The organism is Urechidicola vernalis (assembly GCF_031846385.1).
Taxonomy (GTDB): Bacteria; Bacteroidota; Bacteroidia; order Flavobacteriales; family Flavobacteriaceae; genus Urechidicola; species Urechidicola vernalis.
The window spans coordinates 1-22600 of record NZ_JAVRHV010000008.1; the positions used below are offsets into that span (position 1 = coordinate 1).

Consider the following 22600-nt stretch of genomic DNA (forward strand, 5'->3'; position numbering starts at 1 on the left):
CAGACTGTCAACTAGAAATCTAAGTACGGGAGTTTATATTGTTAACCTTGAAACCGAACAAGGACTGATTTCTAAAAAGGTAATTCTTAAATAAAAAAGAGTCGCTTATTTAGCGACTCTTTTTATTTATGATAAAGTTTATTTGAATGCGCTCTCGCCAGTAATATCCAAACCAGTAATTAATAAGTGAATATCGTGTGTACCTTCATAGGTAATTACACTTTCAAGATTCATCATATGCCGCATAATGGAATATTCTCCTGTAATACCCATGGCGCCTAATACTTGCCTCGCTTCTCTAGCAATGTTTAAGGCCATATCAACGTTATTCCTTTTGGCCATAGAAATTTGAGCAGAGGTTGCGTTGCCTTCATCTCTAAGAACGCCTAAACGCCATGTTAACAATTGCGCTTTTGTTATTTCCGTAATCATTTCAGCTAATTTTTTTTGTTGTAGTTGAAAAGCGGCTATAGGTTTGCCGAATTGCGTTCTTTCCTTGGCATATCTAAGGGCAGTATCGTAACAGTCCATTGCAGCACCAATAGCACCCCAAGCGATTCCAAATCTAGCAGAATCAAGACATCCTAACGGAGCACCTAATCCGGTTTTATTTGGTAATAAGTTTTCTTTAGGGACCTTAACATCTTCAAAGATTAATTCACCGGTTGCTGATGTTCTTAAGGACCATTTATTATGTGTTTCTGGCGTTGAGAATCCTTCCATTCCACGCTCCACAATTAATCCATGTATTCTTCCTTCTTCATTTTTAGCCCAAACTACGGCAATGTCTGCAAAGGGAGAATTCGAAATCCAAAGTTTTGCTCCATTCAACAAATAGTGATCTCCCATGTCTTTGTATTTGGTTTCCATCCCTCCAGGATTAGATCCATGATTAGGTTCAGTTAACCCGAAACAACCAATAAATTCACCACTTGCTAATTTAGGTAAGTACTTTTGTTTTTGATCTTCAGTCCCATATTTAAAAATAGGATACATCACCAAAGATGATTGAACAGAAGCGGTAGATCTAATACCTGAGTCTCCTCGTTCTAATTCTTGCATAATTAAACCATAAGAAATTTGATCTAATCCTGCACCACCATATTCTTCAGGAATATAGGGTCCAAACGCTCCAATTTCTGCCAATCCATTTAAAATATGCTTCGGAAATTTTGCATTTTGCGCAGCATCTTCGATAATCGGAGAAATTTCACGTTTTACCCAATCGCGAGCAGCATCACGAACCATTTTGTGCTCATCGGTTAATAAATCATCTAAATTGTAATAATCTGGCGCCTGAAATAGATCTTGACTCATTCTGTTTAAGTTTAATTTTGTCAAATGTACAAATTAGCTCAACTTTAAATAAATTTAATTTAAAAAAAGCATTACTAATTAAGGTTTCATTAAAGACACTGCTAACTGCTGTCTATATCCGCATTTTACTTCATACGTTTTTCAATCGCTAATATTATTTATATTTGCTCTAATGAGAAATACGTTTTCAAAAGAGGAAAAACTTAAGAGTAGAAAACAAATTGCGTTATTATTTGAAAAAGGAAACTCGATTAAACAATTTCCAATTCGGATAAAGTATTTGAAGTTGAGCGATGTAGAAATTCCTCCAAAGATTGCTTTCTCAGTACCAAAGCGAAATTTTAAATTAGCGGTGGATAGAATTCGAATGAAACGATTGTTGAGAGAGTCTTATAGAAAGAATAAAGAGACTTTGTATCATGGATTATCTGGAGAATACATTTTAATGATTTTGTTCACAGATAAAAAGGAATGTAATCAACAAGATTTAGATGATAAATTATCCACAGGATTACAAAAACTTAAAGACAGATTAGAAGCAGATGAATAGTGATGAAATGACATCAATTTTAATTACAGGAGGAGCCGGTTTTATTGGCTCTAATTTTATACCATTTTTTCTGGAAAATAATAAAAATATTCGAGTCGTTAATCTTGATAAGTTAACTTACGCGGGAGATTTGGAAAATTTGAGAGAGATAGAATCTAATTCGAATTATGTTTTTGTTAAAGGTGATATTTGTGATAGAGAATTGGTTGAAGATTTATTTCAGAGGTATGATATTCGAGGGGTTATAAATTTTGCAGCAGAATCTCATGTAGATAATTCCATTAAAAACCCCGATGCCTTTATTAAGACTAATGTTTTTGGAACATTTAATTTAATCGATATCGCTAAGAACTTTTGGATGGAAGCTCCTCATAAATATAAAGAAGAATATAAAGATTGTCGTTTTCATCACGTATCTACTGATGAGGTTTACGGAACATTAGGAGAAACAGGACTCTTTACAGAAGAGACTCCTTATGCCCCAAACAGCCCTTACAGTGCTTCAAAAGCATCTTCCGATTTTGTGGTGCGAAGTTATTATCATACTTATGGCATGAATGTGGTTACGACCAATTGTTCTAATAATTATGGACCGAAACAACATGATGAAAAATTGATTCCGACCATTATTAGAAAGTGTCTAGCGGAAGAAAATATTCCAATTTATGGAGATGGTATGAATGTTAGAGATTGGTTATATGTGCTAGATCACTGTAAAGGAATTGATTTAGCCTTTAAAACCGGAAAAACTTCAGAAACCTATAATATTGGGGGTAAAAATGAAAGTACAAATATGTATATTGTTGATGCGATTTGTGTCATTTTGGATGAGGTAAGCCCTCGTGAAAATGGAAGTTCATACATTGATTTAAAGTCGTTTGTTACTGATAGACCTGGTCATGATTATAGATATGCCATTGATGCGAGTAAAATTGAAAATGAATTAGGATGGAAAGCAGATGAAAATTTTGAATCTGGAATTCGTAAAACGATTGAGTGGTATTTAAATAAATATTCAAAATAATGAAAGGAATTATATTAGCCGGAGGTTCAGGAACAAGACTCCATCCGATTACATTAGCAATGAGTAAGCAATTGATGCCTGTTTATGACAAACCATTGATTTATTATCCATTGTCTACTTTAATGTGGGCCGGTATTAATGAAATTCTAATTATTTCAACACCTCATGATTTACCATTGTTCCAAAAATTATTGGGAGATGGAAAAAAATATGGTTGTAGGTTTGAGTATGCAGTTCAAGAAAACCCTAATGGATTAGCAGAAGCATTTATTATTGGAAAGGAATTTATTGGAGAAGATAAAGTAGCACTCATTCTAGGAGATAATATCTTTTATGGCTCGGGATTGGCAACGTTGTTACAATCCAATAACAATCCGAATGGAGGAATAATTTATGGGTATCACGTAAACGATCCTGAGCGTTATGGTGTTGTAGAGTTTGATGCAAAAGGACAAGCGAAATCTATAGAAGAGAAGCCAAAGAAGCCAAAATCGAATTATGCGGTTCCAGGAATTTATTTTTATGACAATGATGTTATTTCGATAGCGGAAGGAATAAAACCAAGTGAACGAGGAGAATTAGAAATTACGGATGTAAATAAGGAGTATTTAAAAAGCGGAAAACTAAAGGTGAGCATTTTAGACAAAGGAACTGCCTGGCTAGATACCGGTACTTTTAATTCTCTAATGCAAGCATCTCAATTTGTTCAGGTTATTGAAGAAAGACAGGGATTAAAGATTGGAGCCATTGAAGAAGTTGCATATAAAATGAATTATATTTCCAAATCTCAATTTGAGAAACTAATTAATCCGCTATTAAAAAGTGGTTATGGAAAACACTTATTAAGTATTTTGAATAGTTAAAATGAAAGTAACTAAAACAAGTTTATCAGAGTGCTTTATAATTGAGCCAACAATTATTGGTGATGAAAGAGGTTATTTTTATGAAAGTTTTCATCAAAAGAAATTTGAAGACCTAACAGGTTTAAAAGTGAATTTTGTTCAAGATAATCAGTCACTTTCAAGAAAAGGAACATTAAGAGGGCTGCATTTTCAAAGAGATGACTACGCTCAAGCTAAATTGGTTCAAGTATTAAGAGGAACTGTTTTAGATGTAGTTGTTGATTTAAGGGAGGGTTCTAAAACTTTTGGTAAGCATTTTTCAATTGAATTATCTTCAGAAAATAAAAAGCAGTTGTTTATTCCAAGAGGTTTTGCACACGGATTTGTTGTTTTAAGTGCTGAAGCAGAGTTTTTCTATAAATGTGATAATTACTATCATAAAGACGCTGAATCAGGAATAATGTATAATGATCCTGATTTAGGAATTGATTGGGAATTACCACAACGAGAATTAATTATTTCTGATAAAGACTTGCACCTTCCATCGTTTTCAGCCTTATGAAAAATGTATTAGTAACAGGTGGAAATGGACAATTGGGCCAATGTTTAAAAGACTTAATTCTAAATGAAGACGGAATTAAATTCATTTTTACTGATTACAAAGAATTGGATATTACCAACAATGTTGAGGTAAGTCGTTATTTTCAAAAGAATAAGATAGATTACTGCATTAACTGTGCAGCTTATACAGCAGTGGATTTGGCTGAATCAGAAAGTGAAACAGCGATTGCAGTTAATGTAAAGGGCGTTCAAAATTTGGCGAGTGCATGTAAAAATTCGGGTGCAATTTTAATTCATGTTTCTACCGATTTTGTATTTGACGGAACTAAGAACACCCCTTATAGAGAGGATAATTTGACTTCTCCAACAAGTGTTTATGGTTCTACGAAATTGGAAGGGGAACAAGTAATTCAGAAAACTTTGAAAGAACACTTCATTATTAGAACTTCTTGGTTGTATTCTGAGTATGGGAATAACTTTATGAAAACCATGATTCGATTGGGTAATGAGAGATCAGAACTAGGTGTCGTAAATGATCAAATAGGAACACCCACTTATGCGAAGGATTTAGCTCAAGTTATATTGCAAATTGTCAAATCAGATTCCGATTTGTATGGGATCTATCATTACAGCAATGATGGTGTAATTTCTTGGTTTGATTTTGCTAAAAGTATTTTTGAATTAGAGAATATCTCAGTTCAACTAAATGGAATTCCAACAAAATTGTATCCAACACCTGCAAAAAGACCTAAGTATAGTGTTTTGGACAAGACAAAGATTAAGGAAATGTTAAAAATGAATATTCCTTATTGGAAAGATTCGTTAAAACAAGCCTTACAAGCCTATCATAACCTATAATTAAGTATTTTAGTTGCAATTATTGCCTAAATACTTGCATTATGAAAAATACACGTAAAATTCTTTCAGGGATTTTTCTAGTTATTGCGGTTTCATTTTCGTTTTCTTATAAATCGGATTTTTTTGAAATTGCAAAGCAGATTGAAATATATACAACCTTATTTAAAGAATTAAACCTTTATTATATCGATGAAATAAATCCTGCTGAGGTCATGGATCGAGCAATAGAGAATACGCTAAAAGACCTAGATCCGTATACAACTTTTTACGACGAACAAGGAGTAGAAAACGCCAGGATTGCGGCAGAAGGTGAATATGGAGGAATTGGAGCATCAATTGCGTTTAGAAATGGAGGTTTAATTGTTCGTGAAGTCTATAAAGATTTTCCGGCCCATAATGCAGGATTAATACCAGGAGATAAAATAGTTAAAGTTGACAATGTTATCTTAAAAGAACATGACGAACAATTTGTTCGGTCTTTATTAAAAGGATTACCAGGTTCTACGATAAACGTTCAATTTGAAAGACAGGGAGAATTGAAATCATTGGAATTAGAGAGAGAAACTGTAGAATTAAATCCTGTTCCTTTTTATGACATGATTGATGATGAAGTGGGATATATTTCGTTTATCAAATTCAACAGAAAGGCGTCGCAAGAAGTTAAGAACGCTTTTATGGATTTGAAGGCGCAAGGAATGAAAAAACTAATTATTGATGTGCGCCATAATCCGGGAGGTTTACTAGGTGAAGCAGTAAATATTGTTAATTTCTTTATTCCAAAAGATAGGGTCGTTGTAACAACAAGGGCAAAACTAGACAAGTGGAGCACCACTTTTAAAACCAAAAATGAACCGTTAGATTTAGAAATGCCAGTAACTATAGTCATAGATGAGCGGTCTGCGTCTGCGTCAGAAATATTGGCTGGAGCATTACAAGATTACGATAGAGCAGTTGTGGTAGGGCAACGTTCATTTGGAAAAGGATTGGTACAGAGAAGTAGAAAATTGTCTTATGGAACACAGTTAAAATTGACAATTTCAAAATATTACACTCCTAGTGGAAGATGTATTCAAGAGTTAGATTATACCAATAGAAATTTAGAAACGGGTGAGATTCCGAAGTTTTCGGACGGTGATGTAAGTACATTTAAAACAACGAACGGACGAACGGTTTATGATGGAGGCGGTGTAACACCCGATGTATTGGTAGAACAAAATGAATTATCAGAAGCAAGTAAAAAATTATTGTTATCTGAAATACCGTTTAATTATGCCACGCGATATTATTTTAAGAACGGAAAAATAGAGCCGCCGAAAACCTTTAAACTAACGAGTCAAGACTTTAATGATTATCAGGAATACGTTTCGAATAATTCGGAGGAGTTCAAGTTAGATTCTGAAATTATTTTTGCAAAAAGTGAGGAATTATTTATGGAAGAAAATGTAGATGCAAAGAATGAATTAAGTAAATTATCAGAAAAGATTAATTCACAAAAACTAGCATTAATTTCAGAGAACGAAACAAGAATTTTAAAGGATTTGGAAAATAGAATTGTAAATCGGTTTTATTTTAAAGAAGGAGAATATAAGCATAAAATGCTTTTTGATGATGAGATTAAAGAAGCCACAGCTTTGCTAAATAATGCTTCAGCATATCACAAAATTCTGGATTAGGTACAAAAAACCAAGAATTCATCGATGTAATATTTTTAAGAGCTCAACTTTTATCTAAATTGTCAATCTGAGCCTGTCGAAGACATTTTGAAAACTAGAATAATAAAACTTCGACAGGCTCAGTTTGACATTCGGTTGTCATTCCGATAGAGTTCTGAAAGACGATGAGGAATCTCAAAATTGAATACATCTACCTCGCTTAGCACTCCTCCTTGAAATCGAGGAGAATGTATTCTGAATTTAAATTCGAGCACAAAATAATTCCTTCCCTTAGTAACGGAAGGTGCTAAAAGAGGAAGGGTTGAAATACTCAAAATGAAAAAGAAAATTCACAATAGAGATTATTTAAAAGACAGAAGAAAAGACTTTCGAAGTAATCTTACATCTGCAGAAGCAACTTTATGGGAATCTCTGCAAAAGCAGCAATTGAATGGAATAAAATTTAGGCGTCAACATAGTATTTTAAATTTTATAGTTGATTTTTATTGTGTTTCTGAAAAGTTGATAATAGAACTGGATGGATCCGTTCATTTAGATTTTGCACAACAGAATTATGATGCTCAAAGAACTGAGAAGTTAGAAGCTGAAGGACTCACAGTTGTTCGGTTTAAACAATAAGGAAGTTTTTGAAAATTTAGAAATTGTTTTGGATAATATTGCAGAAAACTTTAAAAATTAACCACCTCGAATTTACTTTCAGTAAATCCACTCCTCCTTAAAAAGGAGGAGCGTTTTTTTAAGTGTTGGTTTTACAAAAAAGTAAAAATTCCGTAAAAACTAGATTTTGTATATTTGCTCAGTAAAAATTATATGCAAAACACAAAAACAAAAGGAAGAACTCGGGCGCAAGAATCTTCCGCTGCTATTGAGAAATTATACATAACCATGCGCCACTTATTTAGTCGTGGTTTTTATAAACCTATGGGGGTTTCGGGAGAATCTCTTAGAGAGGCATTATTGCTTTTAAGACCAGAAATCTACGGATCTATTGCCGAAGAGAAAATAGAGTTAAATGGACTTACCTATATTTTGGATCGTTTGCCAATTGGTATTGAAGAATGTAGATATATAAGTTTAACAGCCGATGAAGGGTATTCAAATTCCCATTTCAAATCCATCGTTCCGCCAAAAAGAAGGCGCAATTGTTATCGAATTGATAAGGATCAAATGAACATTGAGATAACAAGAGGACGTTCAGAAATCTACGATATTTTAACACACTTAACATTTCTATTCATAGAGTCTCATAAAATCAAAAATCGTGTTTTGGTTGGAGAAGGTAAAAAGTTGATTCGTGAGTGGAAATTGTTAGAGGAAATAGTGTTGTCGAATAAAAAACTGAACAACGAAGAATGCGATATTACCATTGCTCATATGGGTAGTGTTTTAGGTCGTTCTTTTGAAGAGGTTCAGGAAATTTATAAGGCATTAGCAACGAAAGAAAATCCACATCGTTTCTTACATATTATTTATTGGTTAGGGCATTTAGCAATTAAAGAAGTAACCGAAAACAAGAAAAGAGAGATTAGTTTTAGCCCATTGTTAAGAGAACAAATAGGGCACCATATTTATGGTGAGATTTGGGCAAATGATATAAAAAAGGTATTGGATAAAGAAGGGCTATTAGAAAGACCGATTCATATTATAAGTGCAAACATGCATAGTGTTATGAACTCCATTTATGCTCCAATTGTATTAAAAGATCAATATAACTCAGAAGATGCAAATGCATTGTTTGAAACGTTGAGCGAAGATAGTAATGATGGCTTGCGTAAAAAGGTGAAGAATTTTGCAGCGAAAAATGGATTGACTTATATTCCGGATGCATCAGGAACAAATATAAATGTTCAAGTTATTGATACAGCTAAAATAAAAATAGAAGAAACGCCATTTTCAATAGTTAACTCACTTGAGGAAAAACCTGTAATAATTGTTATGGATTATGCCTTTGGTGAGCAAGCATATGAAACAATGGATGAATTGTTGAAACCCTATTATTGTTCTGAAGGAGTGATACATCATTTGGATGTAGATAGTATTTCTATTATGGGGAAAGCGGGAATTTTAGAAGGAGGAAAAGGAGATATTATGATTCCATCATCTCATATTTTTGAAGGAACAGCAGACAATTATCCGTTTAAAAACAGATTAAAAAAGAAGGACCTCGAAGGTTTAGGGGTTGAAGTATTTAGTGGAGCAATGATTTCCGTGTTAGGTACTTCGCTTCAAAATAAAGACATTCTTAAATTTTTCCATGAATCTACTTGGCGTGTGATTGGATTAGAAATGGAAGGAGCGCATTATCAAAAAGCAATTCAAGCGGCGTCTAAGATTCGAAGAAACATCAAGAGAAAGGTGAAAGTAAGGTATGCCTATTATGCTTCAGACAATCCATTAGAAACAGGAAGCACTCTTGCATCTGGAGGTTTAGGAACTACAGGGGTAAGACCCACGTATATAATAACACAAAAAATGTTAGAGCAAATATTTTAAAAAGTATACTTTTGCCACATTAAAATCAATTCAACCATGTCAGAAAAAGAGACTCCACAAAACGAAGAAGTAGATTTAGGCCAATTGTTCAAATTGATTGGGAATATGTTTAATAAGTTCTTCAACTTTATTGGAAGCATATTTCAAGGAGCATTTCAATTTTTAATTTTAATTCTTGTTCATTTTTATAGAGGATTAAAATGGTATATCGGAGCTATTGTTTTAGGTGTTATTACAGGGGTAATACTTGATATGCGTTCAGAGAAAAGTTATGGGGTAGATATGTTTGTAAAGACCAATTTCGATTCTTCTAGGCAAATATATGAGAACATCAAAAACTTGCACCATTTAGTTGAGGGAGAAAAGGCCTTTGACGAGTTAGCAGGACTTCTAGAGTTAAAAATTGAAGATGTCGAAAATATCCGAGAGTTTACCGTTGAACCTGATTTGGACGAAACTCAAATAATCAAACTATTCTCCGAGTATAAAATGAGTTTGGATTCGGTTTCTAGATTAGAAGCCAATTATGAAATGTTTAAGGAGGATTTATCGTATCATAATTTTCCAATTCATAAAATTGAAATGTTATCAGCTACCAAGGAAATTCCAATAGGCTTGAATAGAAAGTTGGTGAACTATTTAACAAGTAATGACTATTTGAATGAACTACGTGATAGGACTCAAGATAATTTGAAGGCAGAGGCCGAAATCTTAGAAATTCAAACTAAGGAGTTAGATTCATTAACTAAGGAGTATTTTAAAATAAGAGTTCTTGAATCTCAAAAACAACCAATTCCGGGAGCAGGAACCAATTTGTATTTGGCTGATACGGAAAAAAACAGTCTGTTAATTGACGAATCTGTATTGTTAGAAAAGAGATATGCACTTGAAAAGAGAAAGCGCGAAATAGAATTAGAAAAATTGGAAAAGAAGGATGTGATTACGGTTGTTTCTGAATTTCCAAAATCTGGATATGAAGTGACGCGTTGGTATCAAAGAAAAACCATTCAATTACCTATACTATTATTTGGTCTAACTTTTATAATAACTTTAGCGTTTGTTTTACTTGACTTTTTGAAGACTCAAGATCAAAAGTTAAGGGCAAAATCTTAATAAATACTTGTGATTAGGGATGAATTATGATCTATTGACTACGGTTGTAATAAAAGCAGCTCTAGAAGCGGGAAATGAAATTCTGAAGGTTTATGATTCTGAGAATTTTGAAGTACAAATCAAAAGTGATAATACTCCATTGACAATTGCTGATGAAAAAGCAAATGCTATTATAAATTCTTATTTGGTTCAAACTGATATTCCTATTATCAGCGAAGAAAATAAACAAACGAGTTATTCAATTCGACAGTATTGGGACTCTTGTTGGATAGTAGACCCGCTTGACGGTACGAAAGAGTTTATTAACCGAAATGGTGAATTTACCGTAAACATCGCTTTGGTTGAAAAAGGCCAGCCTATAATAGGAGTTATTTATGCTCCAGTTACCAAGACTTTATATTACGCAGATGTTAAAGTGAAAAAGGCTTTAAAAGCAGTTCTGAATTCTCATGATTCAACTATTGAGGAAGTTATTGAGAAATCAGTCTCGTTAAAATTAAATAGACTTGAATCTGACATTATAAGGGTTGTGGGAAGTAGATCTCATATGAATAATGAAACACTTAATTTTATTGAAGAAATAAGAGTTGGAGGAAACGAAATTGAAGTTGTTTCTATAGGAAGTTCTTTAAAGTTTTGCTTGATAGCAGAAGGTTCTGCCGATGTTTATCCTCGTTTTGCACCTACAATGGAATGGGATACTGCAGCTGGACAAGTAATTTGTAACGCAGTAGGAGTTGAAGTTATTTCTCAAAAAACCAACTTACCTTTGAGATACAATAAGGAAAACTTATTGAACCCATCATTTATTTGTAAAAAGAAATAGTGATTTCTTAGAATGGCAGCAGTGCCTCTTAATGTCAGTCTGAGCCTATCGAAGACTTCTTATTTGGAATTAGTACAACTAAAATACTTTGGCTACTCTGATTCAATGTTAAATTCGGTTTGACGTTCAACTATCATTCCGACAAAGTTCTGAAAGGACGACGAGGAATCACAAAAATTATTAAAACCATCTCATTTCACACTTCTTCTTAGAGTCGAAGCCAAACGATGCTTTATTAATTGATCTTCGACAGCACTTCGACAGGCTCAGTGTGACATCAGGTTGTCATTTGTACGGAGTTCTGAAAGAACGATTATGTTTTAGGTAGAAATTACAAAAGATGCTTCACTTCGATTCCACTCATTGCCAATGGGCTCAGGAGTGTAATTATTGAGTGCTTATAGGGCTCAATTCTAGGCTTTCTATTTTTTATTTTAAAAACCCTACTAATTTAGTAGGCTATTAAAAATAGATTTGTATTTTTGGCAAAGATTTAGATTAAACATATTAAAATGAAAGATATTTCGCAAAAAAGACATTTGGCAAAAACGATCACTTGGAGAGTTCTAGCATCTTTAACTACATTTGTAATAGCGTTGATTTTCTTTAGAGAAGATCCTTTAGCTGCAGAAAAAGCAACTGGTGTTGCTTTAACGGAATCAGTTATAAAAATGGGCTTGTATTATTTTCATGAAAGAATATGGTATAAATCTAATTTTGGGCTGAAATCGAGAAGAAGCGCAAAAAAAATAGAATGACACATATTATCCCTCATAATTTTTCAATTAAAAAACAGGAACGAAATAAATTAAATAAGCACAATTCTTTTGTGGTCTGGTTTACCGGACTGTCGGGTTCGGGAAAGTCAACTTTGGCAAATGCTTTAGAGATTGAACTGTATAAAAGAAGCGTTAGCACATATGTTTTAGATGGGGATAGTATTAGGAAAGGATTAAATGAAGATCTAAGTTTTAGTTCGGAATGTCGTTCCGAAAATATTAGAAGAGTGGGAGAAGTTGCGGGTTTAATGGTAGATGCAGGTATAGTTGTTTTAGCATCTTTTGTATCACCTTATAAAAACGACAGGAAAAAAGTAGAAAGTATTGTGGGTTCTTCAAACTTTGTTGAAGTTTTTGTAAACACAGATATTGAAGAGTGTAAAAGGAGGGATGTAAAAGGCTTATACAAAATGGTAAAGGATGGTGAGATTTTAAATATGACAGGAATTACCTCACCTTATGAAGCACCGGAAAATCCGGAAATTGAAATTAAAACAGAATTAGAATCGATAGAAACATCAGTACAAAAAATACTGAAGTTTATATCACCAAAATTAGAACTCAAACATGAGTAAGTATTATTTAAATTATTTAGACGAATTAGAAAGTGAAGCGATTTTTATTTTGCGCGAAGTTTGGGCGCAATTTCAGAATCCGGTTATTTTATTTTCAGGAGGAAAAGATTCTATTTTGGTTACTCATTTAGCGAGAAAAGCATTTTATCCTGCTAAAATCCCATTTCCACTAATGCATGTAGATACTGGGCATAATTTTCCAGAAACTATTCAGTTTAGAGACGATATCATCAAAGAATTGGGTGTTGATTTAATCGTTGGTTCGGTTCAAGAATCAATAGATGAAGGAAGAGTTGCCGAAGAAAAAGGCAAAAACGCTACCAGAAATGCATTGCAAATAACAACACTATTAGATGCTATTGAAACAAATCGAGTAGATTGTGCAATTGGAGGAGGAAGACGTGATGAGGAAAAAGCACGAGCAAAGGAGCGTTTCTTCTCACATAGAGATGATTTTGGACAGTGGGATCCTAAAAATCAAAGACCAGAATTGTGGAATTTGTTTAATGGACAGCATTTCGAAGGAGAGCACTTTAGGGCTTTTCCAATAAGTAATTGGACAGAAATGGATGTTTGGAATTATATAAAAAGAGAAAATATTGCAATTCCATCGCTTTATTTTGCTCATGAAAGAGAGGTTGTTAGAAGGCAAGGTACCTGGATTCCGAATTCTGAATTTTTAAAGTTAGAGGAACATGAAGAAGTTGTAACAAAGAAAATTCGATTTAGAACCTTAGGAGATATCACCATTACAGGTGGAGATGAATCTGAAGCAGATACTTTGCAAAAAATTGCTGATGAGGTAGCCGGGATGAGACAAACTGAACGTGGAAATAGAAGTGATGATAAGCGTTCTGAATCTGCAATGGAAGATAGAAAGCGGCAAGGATACTTCTAGTGTTGAGTTGTGGAATTGTGAAGACGTTAAATTGTGAATTGGTGATTGGTTAATTGGTTGAAAGAAAAGAGCACAAATTGATATTTAAAATAAGGAGTTCTGATTTAACAAATAATTAGGTATGGCAGAAAACTTTGAAAAGTTAAAATGTTGGCAGGCTTGCCATGAGTTAAAGAAGTATTTCAAAGAAAATGTTCTAACTAAATTACCGAAAGAAGAGAAATACGATTTATATAGCCAAATTTTAAGGGCTTCGAGATCTGCGACAGCAAACATTGCGGAAGGATGGGGAAGGTATCATTACAAAGACAATGTGCGATTTTTATTAAACGCAAGAGGTTCGGTGGCGGAACTATTGGATCATGCATTAGAAGCGGGAGATTGTAATTATATATCGAGTGCAATTTTAATTGAAATTAGAGAAATTATAGATAAATGTATTCGTTTGATAAATGGATACATTAAATAGTTAAGAGAACAGGGAGATAAAAAGAAATGATGAATGAGGATTAATAAGTTGAATTATAAAAACAAGTTTCGAATCAACGAATCCCAAATTAACGAATAAACATTATGCTTGACAACAACCAATTATTAAGATTTACTACTGCAGGAAGTGTGGATGATGGGAAAAGTACCTTAATCGGAAGACTTTTATACGATTCAAAATCTATTTTTGAAGATCAATTAGCCGCAATTGAAAACACGAGTAAAAAGAAAGGACATGACGGTGTTGACTTGGCTTTGTTTACAGATGGGTTAAGAGACGAACGAGAGCAAGGAATCACCATTGACGTGGCGTATAGATACTTTACAACACCAAAACGTAAATTCATAATAGCAGATACGCCAGGACATATTCAGTATACAAGAAACATGGTTACAGGTGCTTCAACGGCAAATGTGGCAACGATTTTAATTGATGCGCGGCACGGTGTAATTGAACAAACCAAAAGGCATGCCTTTATTGCTTCTTTATTACAAATTCCTCATATAATTGTTTGTGTGAATAAGATGGACTTAGTTGAATATTCCGAAGAGGTATTCAACAATATAGTTGCCCAGTTTGAAGAAATTTCTTCCAAAATGTTAGTGACAGATGTTCGCTTTATTCCGATGAGCGCATTATTAGGCGACAACGTAGTAAATAGGTCTAAAAAAATGGGCTGGTATCAGGGAGCACCTATGTTACATACTTTAGAGACAATGCACATTAGTAGTGATGTGAATAAGGTGGACGCAAGATTTCCGGTGCAAACAGTTTTAAGACCACAAAGTGATAGGCATAGAGATTATAGAGGGTATGTGGGTCGAATTTCAAGTGGGGTTTTAAGAGTTGGTGATGAAGTAACAGTTTTGCCTTCTGGATTTACATCAGTAATTAAAGGAATAAATTTATTTGACCAAGAATTGAGTGAAGCATTTGCGCCCATGTCAGTTTCAATTACCTTAGAGGACGATATCGATATTAGCAGAGGGGATATGATAGTCCGTTCTAATAATAAACCAGCTGCATCTCAAGACATAGAAGTAATGCTATGTTGGTTAAATGACAAGCCTGCAAGACCAAGAGCAAAATATACGATTAAACACACTTCTAACGATCAAAAGGCAATGATTAAGGAAGTGATTTATAAAGTTGATATTAATACGTTGGGTAGAGTTAATGATAATTCAGAATTAGAAATGAATTCAATATCTAAAGTAAAGATTAGAACAACCAAACCCTTGATGATTGATTCTTATCGAGAAAACAGAACTACAGGAAGCATTATATTGGTTGATGATGCCACCAATGAAACGGTGGCTGCTGGAATGGTAGTTTAAAATTAAGTATATCCTTTTCTGTCATGCTGAGCATGTCGAAATAGACAAAAAAGGAATTATTCTAATAACTGAGGGTTTTCAATTTCTAATTTAGAATATAATTCCTTAACTTCTTGAGAGTTTTCTTTGTTCAAAATTAGATTTGCATCAGGAGTACTTACAAAAATCGTATTTTTCATTCCAAGAAAATACATAGGCTTCTCTGATCCTAAAACCATATTTCCATTTTCATCAACGGGATGCCCTGTACTTTTTAAATAGTCATAGACTGCTTCAAAAGAACCTAAATCGGACCATTCAAATTCAGTTGGTACGACTTTTATTTTTTCAGATCGCTCCATTACGGCATAATCTACGCTTATAGAAGGAATCTCCATTGAAAGATCGAAATCTAATATTCGTTTATTGTCAGTCGACGAATTTTGACTTTCCATAAAAGCCTTTTTGGATGAATGATATATTTCTGGAGACAAATTTTTTAATTCATCTAAAAATACATTTGCTTTAAAACAAAACATTCCACTATTCCACAAAAATTTTTCACTTTTAATAAATTCTTTGGCAGTCTCAATATTGGGTTTTTCACGAAACGAAATAACATCTGTACCATTAAATTCAATATAACCATATCCCGTTTCAGGCTTTGTAGGTCGAATTCCAAATGTGACAATATTCCCTTCTTCTGCCAATTTAATGGCTTGAGTTAAAGCCTCATTATATGCTTTTTTACCTTTAATAATATGGTCAGAAGGAGTCACTAAAAGGATAGAATTGGCAGAGGCTTCAAATGCAGCAAAGGCAATCGCGGCGGCAGTATTTCTTGGAGTCGCTTCGGTAATATCCGTATAATGCTCATTACATAATATCTTTTCACTTAAATGACGGTTGTCAATATTTCCAACAACATAAATAGAGTCCGAAATGAATGTATTTCGTTCAATGGTCATTTGGAACAGCGATTTATTATCAAAGATGTCTAAATATTGTTTTGGCGTGCTTTTTCTTGATATCGGCCACAACCTGCTTCCAACCCCACCTGTTAACATGACTTGAATGATCTGTTTCGGGTTTTTTAAATTAAAACTCATAATTAAAAATAAGACTTCTTTTAAAGAATAAAAAAGTTGATTTTGAGATTGCGAAAATAAAGAATTCCTTTTAATTATATTTTATAACTCAAGAAGGAAATATAAAATAATATAATTAGTAGTACGGAGTCATTTAAAATTTTATTTTTGCGATTAAAATAGTTGTTAGTGGATTTATTAAAGTTAATCGGCAGGAGTAAGGAGTTATTTTCACCTGATATCTCTTTTTATAATAATGAACTTAAAAAAAAGGTCTCAAAATCAAGATTTTTAGTAATTGGAGGGGCAGGGTCTATTGGGCAAGCGGTAGTCAAGGAGATTTTTAAAAGAAACCCATTGAAATTGCATGTGGTTGATATAAGTGAGAATAATTTAGTCGAAGTTGTTCGAGATATAAGAAGTTCATTTGGTTACATTGAGGGAGATTTTAGAACCTTTGCCTTAGATATAGGTTCCATTGAATATGATGCATTTATTGAGTCTGATGGAAGGTACGATTATGTTTTAAATCTATCTGCGTTAAAACATGTAAGAAGTGAAAAAGACCCATTTACTTTAATGAGAATGATTGATATAAATATTTTTAACACTGAAAAAACATTACAGCAATCAATTGATAACGGAGTTAAGAAGTATTTTTGTGTTTCTACAGATAAAGCAGCAAACCCAGTAAACATGATGGGGGCATCTAAAAGAATTATGGAAATGTTCTTGATGAGAAGAAGTAAAGAGATATCAATTTCAACAGCACGTTTTGCTAATGTTGCTTTCTCCGATGGATCTCTTCTACATGGTTTTGAACAGCGCATAAAGAAGAGGCAACCTATTGTTGCACCTAATGATATTAAACGTTATTTTGTAATACCAAAAGAATCTGGAGAGCTGTGTTTGATGTCTTGTATTTTTGGTGAAAACAGAGATATATTTTTTCCTAAACTAAGTGAAAATTTACATTTGATCTCTTTTGCAGATATTGCTGTTAAATATTTGAAAGGGTTAAATTATGAACCTCATTTGTGTTCAGACGAAGATGAAGCTAGAAAATTAGTAGAAACTCTTCCTGATGAAGGAAAATGGCCATGTCTATTTACTGCAAGCGACACTACAGGAGAAAAAGATTTTGAAGAGTTTTTTACAGTGAATGAGTCGTTGGATATGGAACGTTTTGAAAATTTAGGCATTATAAAGAATGATGCCATTTACGAAGATGATAAGTTAAACTTATTTGTAGAAACTATTCAGAGTATGAAGCGGAAAAAGTATTGGAAAAAAGATGAAATAGTTAAATTATTCTTTAAAATGATTCCCGATTTTGGACACAAAGAAACAGGTAAATATTTAGATAGTAAGATGTAATCTTTATGCATAGAGAAACGATAGACTTTATAAAAAAGTTATATAACACAAATGAATTTATTCCGTTACATGAGCCACGTTTTTTGGGTAATGAGAAAAAGTATTTAAATGAGTGTATTGACTCTACATTTGTTTCGAGTGTTGGAAAATTTGTTGATAGATTCGAGAGTGAAGTGGCAGCATATACAGGAGCAAAATTTGCCATTGCAACGGTAAACGGAACAGCCGCGTTACATATTTCTTTATTGATGGCTGGTGTTGAGAGCGGTGATGAGGTAATTACTCAGCCTCTCACATTTGTTGCGACTTGTAATGCTTTAAGTTATATAGGAGCAAAACCAGTATTTGTTGATGTAGATAAAAATACTTTGGGTTTGTCACCTGAAAAATTAGAACATTTTTTAGTTAATAATACAGAAGTAAAAAACGGTCATTGTATTAATAAAATTACAAAGAGGAAAATTAAAGCAGTCGTACCCATGCATACATTCGGATTACCGATAAAAATGGATGAATTGATTGATGTGTGTGAAAGATTCCACTTGATAATAGTAGAAGATGCAGCCGAATCACTCGGGAGCTATTATAAGGGGAAACATACAGGTACATTTGGACTATTAGGAACTTTGAGTTTTAATGGAAATAAAACCATAACAACTGGTGGAGGTGGAATGGTTTTAACAAATGATGAAAATTTAGCAAAAAGAGCAAAACATATAACGACTACCGCTAAGATGCCTCACCGTTGGGATTTTGAACATGATATGGTGGCCTATAATTATAGGCTACCAAATTTAAACGCTGCATTGGGTTGTGCTCAAATGGAAAGTCTTCCTAATTATATCAAGAGTAAAAGAAAATTAGCGTTAGAATATAAAACCTTTTTTCAGAATAAATTACAAGAGTTTATTACTGAACCTAGTGATGCTAAATCAAATTACTGGCTAAACGGATTAATTTTTCCTGATTTAATGGAAAGAAATAAATTTCTAGAGGAAACGAACGACAATGGAGTTATGACAAGGCCAATTTGGAAGCTAATGAGTAACTTATCAGTTTATAGTCTGGCCCAGACAGGAAATTTGGAAAATGCAAAATGGCTTGAAGAAAGAGTAGTTAATATACCAAGTAGTGTTAGAGTCTAATTCAATTTATATATTAGGTTATTCAGGGCATGCATATGTGGCTATTGATATTGCCTTAGCTAACAATTTGAATGTTAAAGGGTATTTTGATTTTAAAATGGTAGATAATAACCCATATAAAATTGATTTTTTAGGATCGGAATATAGTGTTGATATAAGGTCTATTGTAAAATCCGATGTAGTGTTCCCTGGAATAGGAGACAATAATTTAAGGAAAAAAGCTGTTAATTTTATAGAATCAAATAATTTGAATCAAACAACATTAATAGATTTATCTGCATCTGTTTCATTACTGTCATCTGTTAACAAATCAACATTGATTTGCCCTAATACGGTAGTAAATAGTATGACAGTAATCGATAAAGGATGTATAATAAATTCTGGAGCTATTATTGAGCATGAATGCAAAATTGGAGAATTTTCCCATATAGCCCCTGGAGCAGTTTTAGCAGGGAATGTTAGAATAGGGATAAATACGCTTATTGGTGCAAATGCTGTTGTTAGAGAAGGAATTAAAGTAGGAAATAATGCAACAGTTGGAGCAGGAGCAGTTGTAATTAATGACATTTCTGATGGTGAAATGTGGGTAGGAAATCCGGCTAGAAGAATACGATAAGATGAAAAATAGAGTTTTAATTATTGCAGAAGCAGGAGTAAACCATAATGGTGATATTAACTTGGCAAAAAAGTTGATTGATGCCGCTTCTGAGGCAGGTGTTGATTACGTGAAGTTTCAAACTTTTAATTCTAAAAAATTGGTGAGTAAAAATGCCCAAAAGGCTACTTATCAAAAAGAAAACACTAATAATAAAACAGAGTCTCAACTTGAAATGCTTCAAAAACTAGAGCTTAGTAAAGAGGCTCATTTTGAACTAATAAAATATTGTAAATCTAAAAAAGTTAAATTCTTATCTACTGGTTTTGATTTAGAAAGTATCGAATTTCTGAATGATTTGAATATAGACTTGTTTAAAATACCTTCTGGTGAAATAACAAATTTACCATATTTAAGAAAAATCGGAGGGCTTGGGAAACCTGTAATAATCTCTACTGGAATGGCAGATATGAGCGAAATTGAAGATGCAATTAATGTTGTGATTGAGGCTGGAACAAATAAAAAAGATATCAGCATATTGCATTGTAATACAGAGTACCCGACGCCAATGGAGGATGTAAATTTGAAGGCAATGCTTTCAATTAAGAAAGAGTTTAATGTTAACGTGGGGTATTCAGATCATACATTGGGAATTGAAATTCCTATTGCAGCAGCAGCAATGGGAGCCAAAGTTATAGAAAAACATTTTACACTAGATAATAATATGGAAGGACCTGACCATAAAGCATCTTTGGAGCCAAGAGATTTGGAGAGTATGGTACATGGTATTCGAAATATTGAAGAGGCTTTAGGTAATGGGATTAAGGAGCCGAGTAAAAGTGAAATCAAGAATAAAATAGTTGTTAGAAAAAGCATAGTTGCAAGCACTAGAATAAATAAAGGAGAAATTTTAACAGAGAGTAATATTGCCGTAAAACGCCCGGGAAATGGAATTTCTCCAATGTTGTGGGATTCAATTATTGGAACAAAAGCAACAATGGAATATAAGGAAGATGAATTAATATGAAGAGAAAAATTTGTGTTATAACTGGGACTAGAGCCGAATTTGGCTTAATGTTTTGGCTATTAAAATTCTTAAAAGAAGATAAAAATATTGAGTTGCAATTAATTGCAACTGGAATGCATTTATCTCCAGAGTTTGGCTTAACTTATAAGACGATTGAGGAATCAGGCTTTGATATAAATAAAAAAATAGAAGTATTACTTTCTTCTGACACTGGTGTTGGAATTTCGAAATCCATGGGGTTGGTTCAAATTAGTTTTTCCGAGGCATACCAAGAATTGAACCCAGACATTATTGTTGTATTAGGTGATCGATTTGAAATTTTCTCTGCAGTATCTGCAGCGATGATATGTAATATCCCTATTGCTCATTTACATGGAGGAGAAGCTACGGAAGGATTAATTGATGAGTCAATTAGGCATTCAATTACTAAAATGTCTCAGATTCATTTTACTGCTACGGAAATATATAGAAGAAGGGTTATACAATTGGGAGAAAACCCAGAAAGGGTATTTAATGTTGGTACTCCAGGATTAGATAATATCCATTATTTAAAACTATTAACGTTTGATGAATTTGAAAAATCCATTGATTTTAAGTTAAAGAAGAAAACGATTTTAATAACCTTTCATCCCGTAACACTTGAAAATAATACAGCCGAAAGGCAGTTTTTAAACTTGTTAAAAGCATTAGATAGGCTAGAAAACACAAGTTTTATTTTTACAAAACCAAATGCCGATACCAATGGTCGAATTATTATAGAACTTATTGACCAATATGTCACTAAAAATCCATTAAAGGCTTGTGCTTTTGTATCTTTAGGACAGTTAAGATATTTATCGGCTTTAAAGCATGTTGATGTTGTTTTAGGAAATTCTTCAAGTGGTTTAACAGAGGCTCCAAGTTTTGGCATCCCAACTATTAACATTGGAGATAGACAAAATGGAAGAATTAAAGCTGAAAGTGTTATTGATTGTAACCCTGATGTCTTAGGAATAGCAGAAGCTTTGGAAAAAGCTTTTTCTCACGAGTTCTTAATAAATATAAAAGACGTAGTTAATCCATATGGTGATTCAGGAGCCTCTGAGAAAATTGTGGAAAAACTAAAGGAAGTAGACTTGGAGAATATTCTTAAGAAATCGTTTTATGATTTAGATTTTAACATGTAAGACTAATGAGAATATTTTTTATTGGTACCGTAGAGTTTTCGAAGAGATCCCTTGAAAAATTAATTGACATTAACGCAAATGTAGTTGGTGTTGCTACAAAAACGAAATCAAGTTTTAATGCAGATTTTGCAGATATTGTAAAAGTATGCAAAGAAAACGATTTAAATTATAAATCAATTGCGAATATTAACTCTGCGGAATGCATCAATTGGATAAGAAGTTTAAAACCCGATGTAATATTTTGTTTTGGTTGGTCAAACTTACTCAAAAAAGAAATATTAAATTTAGCCCCTTTAGGAGTGGTTGGGTATCATCCTACAGAGTTGCCAAAAAATAGAGGAAGACATCCAATAATTTGGGCGTTGGTTTTAGGCTTGAAAAACACTGCCTCTACGTTCTTCTTTATGAAAGAAGGAGCCGATGATGGTGATATTTTATCTCAGAAGAAAGTGTCAATATCTTGGGATGATGATGCTCAAAAATTATATGATAAATTATCGACTGTGGCTTTGACCCAAATAGAAACATTCCACGAAGAGTTAAAGTCAAAGACTTATACTAGAACTCCTCAAGACCATTCCATTGCCAATTTGTGGAGGAAAAGGGGAAAGAATGATGGTAGAATAGATTTCAGAATGTCTAGCGAAGCAATCTATAATTTGATAAGAGGTCTTGCCAAACCCTATATTGGCGCGCATATAGAAAAAGAAGGCAAGGATATAATGGTATGGAAGTCTAAGGTCGGTAATAATTACAATAGAAACATTGAGCCAGGCAAGGTAATACAGATAGTTGATAGCCATATTGAAGTTAAAACTGGGAATGCAAGTATATGGTTAATTAACCATGAGTTTAGTAATTTACCTAAACCAAATGAATATTTATAA

At 33.2% G+C, this 22600-nt stretch carries 24 protein-coding genes; 22 read left to right on the top strand and 2 right to left on the bottom strand.

Translation table 11 applies throughout. The features are described from left to right. Positions 1-4: 4 nt before the first annotated feature. Positions 5-94 carry a T9SS type A sorting domain-containing protein gene (locus tag RM519_RS14020; RefSeq protein WP_432280189.1) on the top strand — a complete coding sequence of 30 codons (90 nt, stop codon included), beginning with the start codon at positions 5-7 and terminating at the stop codon, positions 92-94. A gap of 44 nt (positions 95-138) precedes the next feature. Here RM519_RS14020 and RM519_RS12780 read toward each other — a convergent pair whose 3' ends face one another. Continuing rightward, the gene (locus tag RM519_RS12780; protein WP_311594212.1) at positions 139-1317 is read right to left on the bottom strand and encodes an acyl-CoA dehydrogenase family protein; all 1179 of its coding nucleotides are present in this window, start codon (positions 1315-1317) and stop codon (positions 139-141) included. Between the two features lie 172 nt (positions 1318-1489). Here RM519_RS12780 and rnpA point away from each other — a divergent pair, with 172 nt between their 5' ends. The 15 genes from rnpA to RM519_RS12855 all read left to right on the top strand — a co-directional run bounded on the left by rnpA (position 1490) and on the right by RM519_RS12855 (position 15336). Continuing rightward, the gene (gene rnpA / locus RM519_RS12785; RefSeq protein WP_311594213.1) at positions 1490-1867 is read left to right on the top strand and encodes a ribonuclease P protein component; all 378 of its coding nucleotides are present in this window, start codon (positions 1490-1492) and stop codon (positions 1865-1867) included. A gap of 7 nt (positions 1868-1874) precedes the next feature. Then, positions 1875-2891 (top strand): dTDP-glucose 4,6-dehydratase, encoded by a 1017-nt coding sequence (rfbB, locus tag RM519_RS12790; protein ID WP_311594214.1) that lies wholly within the window; start codon positions 1875-1877, stop codon positions 2889-2891. Then, the gene (gene rfbA / locus RM519_RS12795) at positions 2891-3754 is read left to right on the top strand and encodes a glucose-1-phosphate thymidylyltransferase RfbA (protein WP_311594215.1); all 864 of its coding nucleotides are present in this window, start codon (positions 2891-2893) and stop codon (positions 3752-3754) included. Before rfbB ends, rfbA begins: the two co-directional genes overlap by 1 nt. 1 nt (position 3755) lies before the next feature. Continuing rightward, a complete protein-coding gene (gene rfbC, locus RM519_RS12800; protein ID WP_311594216.1) occupies positions 3756-4295 on the top strand; it encodes a dTDP-4-dehydrorhamnose 3,5-epimerase in 540 nt (179 codons plus the stop codon). After that, positions 4292-5152 carry a dTDP-4-dehydrorhamnose reductase gene (rfbD, locus tag RM519_RS12805; RefSeq protein WP_311594217.1) on the top strand — a complete coding sequence of 287 codons (861 nt, stop codon included), beginning with the start codon at positions 4292-4294 and terminating at the stop codon, positions 5150-5152. Before rfbC ends, rfbD begins: the two co-directional genes overlap by 4 nt. A 41-nt stretch (positions 5153-5193) precedes the next feature. After that, complete coding sequence (locus RM519_RS12810; protein WP_311594218.1) at positions 5194-6825, top strand: S41 family peptidase; 1632 nt, start codon at positions 5194-5196, stop codon at positions 6823-6825. 315 nt (positions 6826-7140) lie between these two features. Further along, positions 7141-7443: an endonuclease domain-containing protein gene (locus RM519_RS12815; protein WP_311594219.1), complete on the top strand. Its 303-nt coding sequence runs from the start codon at positions 7141-7143 to the stop codon at positions 7441-7443. 192 nt (positions 7444-7635) lie between these two features. Continuing rightward, the gene (locus RM519_RS12820) at positions 7636-9318 is read left to right on the top strand and encodes a DUF6909 family protein (RefSeq protein WP_311594220.1); all 1683 of its coding nucleotides are present in this window, start codon (positions 7636-7638) and stop codon (positions 9316-9318) included. Between the two features lie 36 nt (positions 9319-9354). Beyond that, the gene (locus RM519_RS12825) at positions 9355-10431 is read left to right on the top strand and encodes a hypothetical protein (protein ID WP_311594221.1); all 1077 of its coding nucleotides are present in this window, start codon (positions 9355-9357) and stop codon (positions 10429-10431) included. 19 nt (positions 10432-10450) lie between these two features. Continuing rightward, positions 10451-11257, top strand: coding sequence for a 3'(2'),5'-bisphosphate nucleotidase CysQ (gene cysQ / locus RM519_RS12830; RefSeq protein ID WP_311594222.1), 807 nt, complete (start codon positions 10451-10453; stop codon positions 11255-11257). 512 nt (positions 11258-11769) lie between these two features. Next, positions 11770-12015, top strand: coding sequence for a DUF2061 domain-containing protein (locus tag RM519_RS12835; RefSeq protein ID WP_311594223.1), 246 nt, complete (start codon positions 11770-11772; stop codon positions 12013-12015). Beyond that, positions 12012-12611, top strand: a complete 600-nt coding sequence (gene cysC, locus RM519_RS12840) for an adenylyl-sulfate kinase (protein ID WP_311594224.1) — start codon at positions 12012-12014, stop codon at positions 12609-12611. The genes RM519_RS12835 and cysC overlap by 4 nt, the downstream gene beginning before the upstream one ends. Next, positions 12604-13509, top strand: a complete 906-nt coding sequence (cysD, locus tag RM519_RS12845) for a sulfate adenylyltransferase subunit CysD (RefSeq protein ID WP_311594225.1) — start codon at positions 12604-12606, stop codon at positions 13507-13509. The genes cysC and cysD overlap by 8 nt, the downstream gene beginning before the upstream one ends. A 121-nt stretch (positions 13510-13630) precedes the next feature. Then, the gene (locus tag RM519_RS12850; RefSeq protein ID WP_311594226.1) at positions 13631-13978 is read left to right on the top strand and encodes a four helix bundle protein; all 348 of its coding nucleotides are present in this window, start codon (positions 13631-13633) and stop codon (positions 13976-13978) included. A gap of 104 nt (positions 13979-14082) precedes the next feature. Further along, positions 14083-15336: a sulfate adenylyltransferase subunit 1 gene (locus RM519_RS12855; RefSeq protein WP_311594227.1), complete on the top strand. Its 1254-nt coding sequence runs from the start codon at positions 14083-14085 to the stop codon at positions 15334-15336. A 56-nt stretch (positions 15337-15392) separates the two neighbouring features. Here RM519_RS12855 and RM519_RS12860 read toward each other — a convergent pair whose 3' ends face one another. Continuing rightward, entirely contained in the window at positions 15393-16424 is a 1032-nt protein-coding gene (locus RM519_RS12860; protein WP_311594228.1) for a mannose-1-phosphate guanylyltransferase, read from the bottom strand. A gap of 168 nt (positions 16425-16592) precedes the next feature. Here RM519_RS12860 and RM519_RS12865 point away from each other — a divergent pair, with 168 nt between their 5' ends. Genes RM519_RS12865 through RM519_RS12890 form a run of 6 tightly spaced genes read left to right on the top strand, consistent with a single transcriptional unit; the run spans position 16593 to position 22600 of the window. Further along, complete coding sequence (locus RM519_RS12865) at positions 16593-17780, top strand: UDP-N-acetylglucosamine 4,6-dehydratase (protein ID WP_311594229.1); 1188 nt, start codon at positions 16593-16595, stop codon at positions 17778-17780. Between the two features lie 5 nt (positions 17781-17785). Continuing rightward, on the top strand, positions 17786-18925 hold the full coding sequence (locus tag RM519_RS12870; RefSeq protein WP_311594230.1) for a LegC family aminotransferase: 1140 nt from the start codon (positions 17786-17788) through the stop codon (positions 18923-18925). Next, positions 18912-19541 (top strand): acetyltransferase, encoded by a 630-nt coding sequence (locus tag RM519_RS12875; protein WP_311594231.1) that lies wholly within the window; start codon positions 18912-18914, stop codon positions 19539-19541. The genes RM519_RS12870 and RM519_RS12875 overlap by 14 nt, the downstream gene beginning before the upstream one ends. Position 19542: 1 nt before the next feature. Then, positions 19543-20547, top strand: a complete 1005-nt coding sequence (gene neuB / locus RM519_RS12880) for an N-acetylneuraminate synthase (protein WP_311594232.1) — start codon at positions 19543-19545, stop codon at positions 20545-20547. Beyond that, positions 20544-21713 carry a UDP-N-acetylglucosamine 2-epimerase gene (gene neuC, locus RM519_RS12885; protein WP_311594233.1) on the top strand — a complete coding sequence of 390 codons (1170 nt, stop codon included), beginning with the start codon at positions 20544-20546 and terminating at the stop codon, positions 21711-21713. The genes neuB and neuC overlap by 4 nt, the downstream gene beginning before the upstream one ends. 5 nt (positions 21714-21718) lie before the next feature. Beyond that, positions 21719-22600 (top strand): formyltransferase family protein, encoded by an 882-nt coding sequence (locus RM519_RS12890; RefSeq protein WP_311594234.1) that lies wholly within the window; start codon positions 21719-21721, stop codon positions 22598-22600.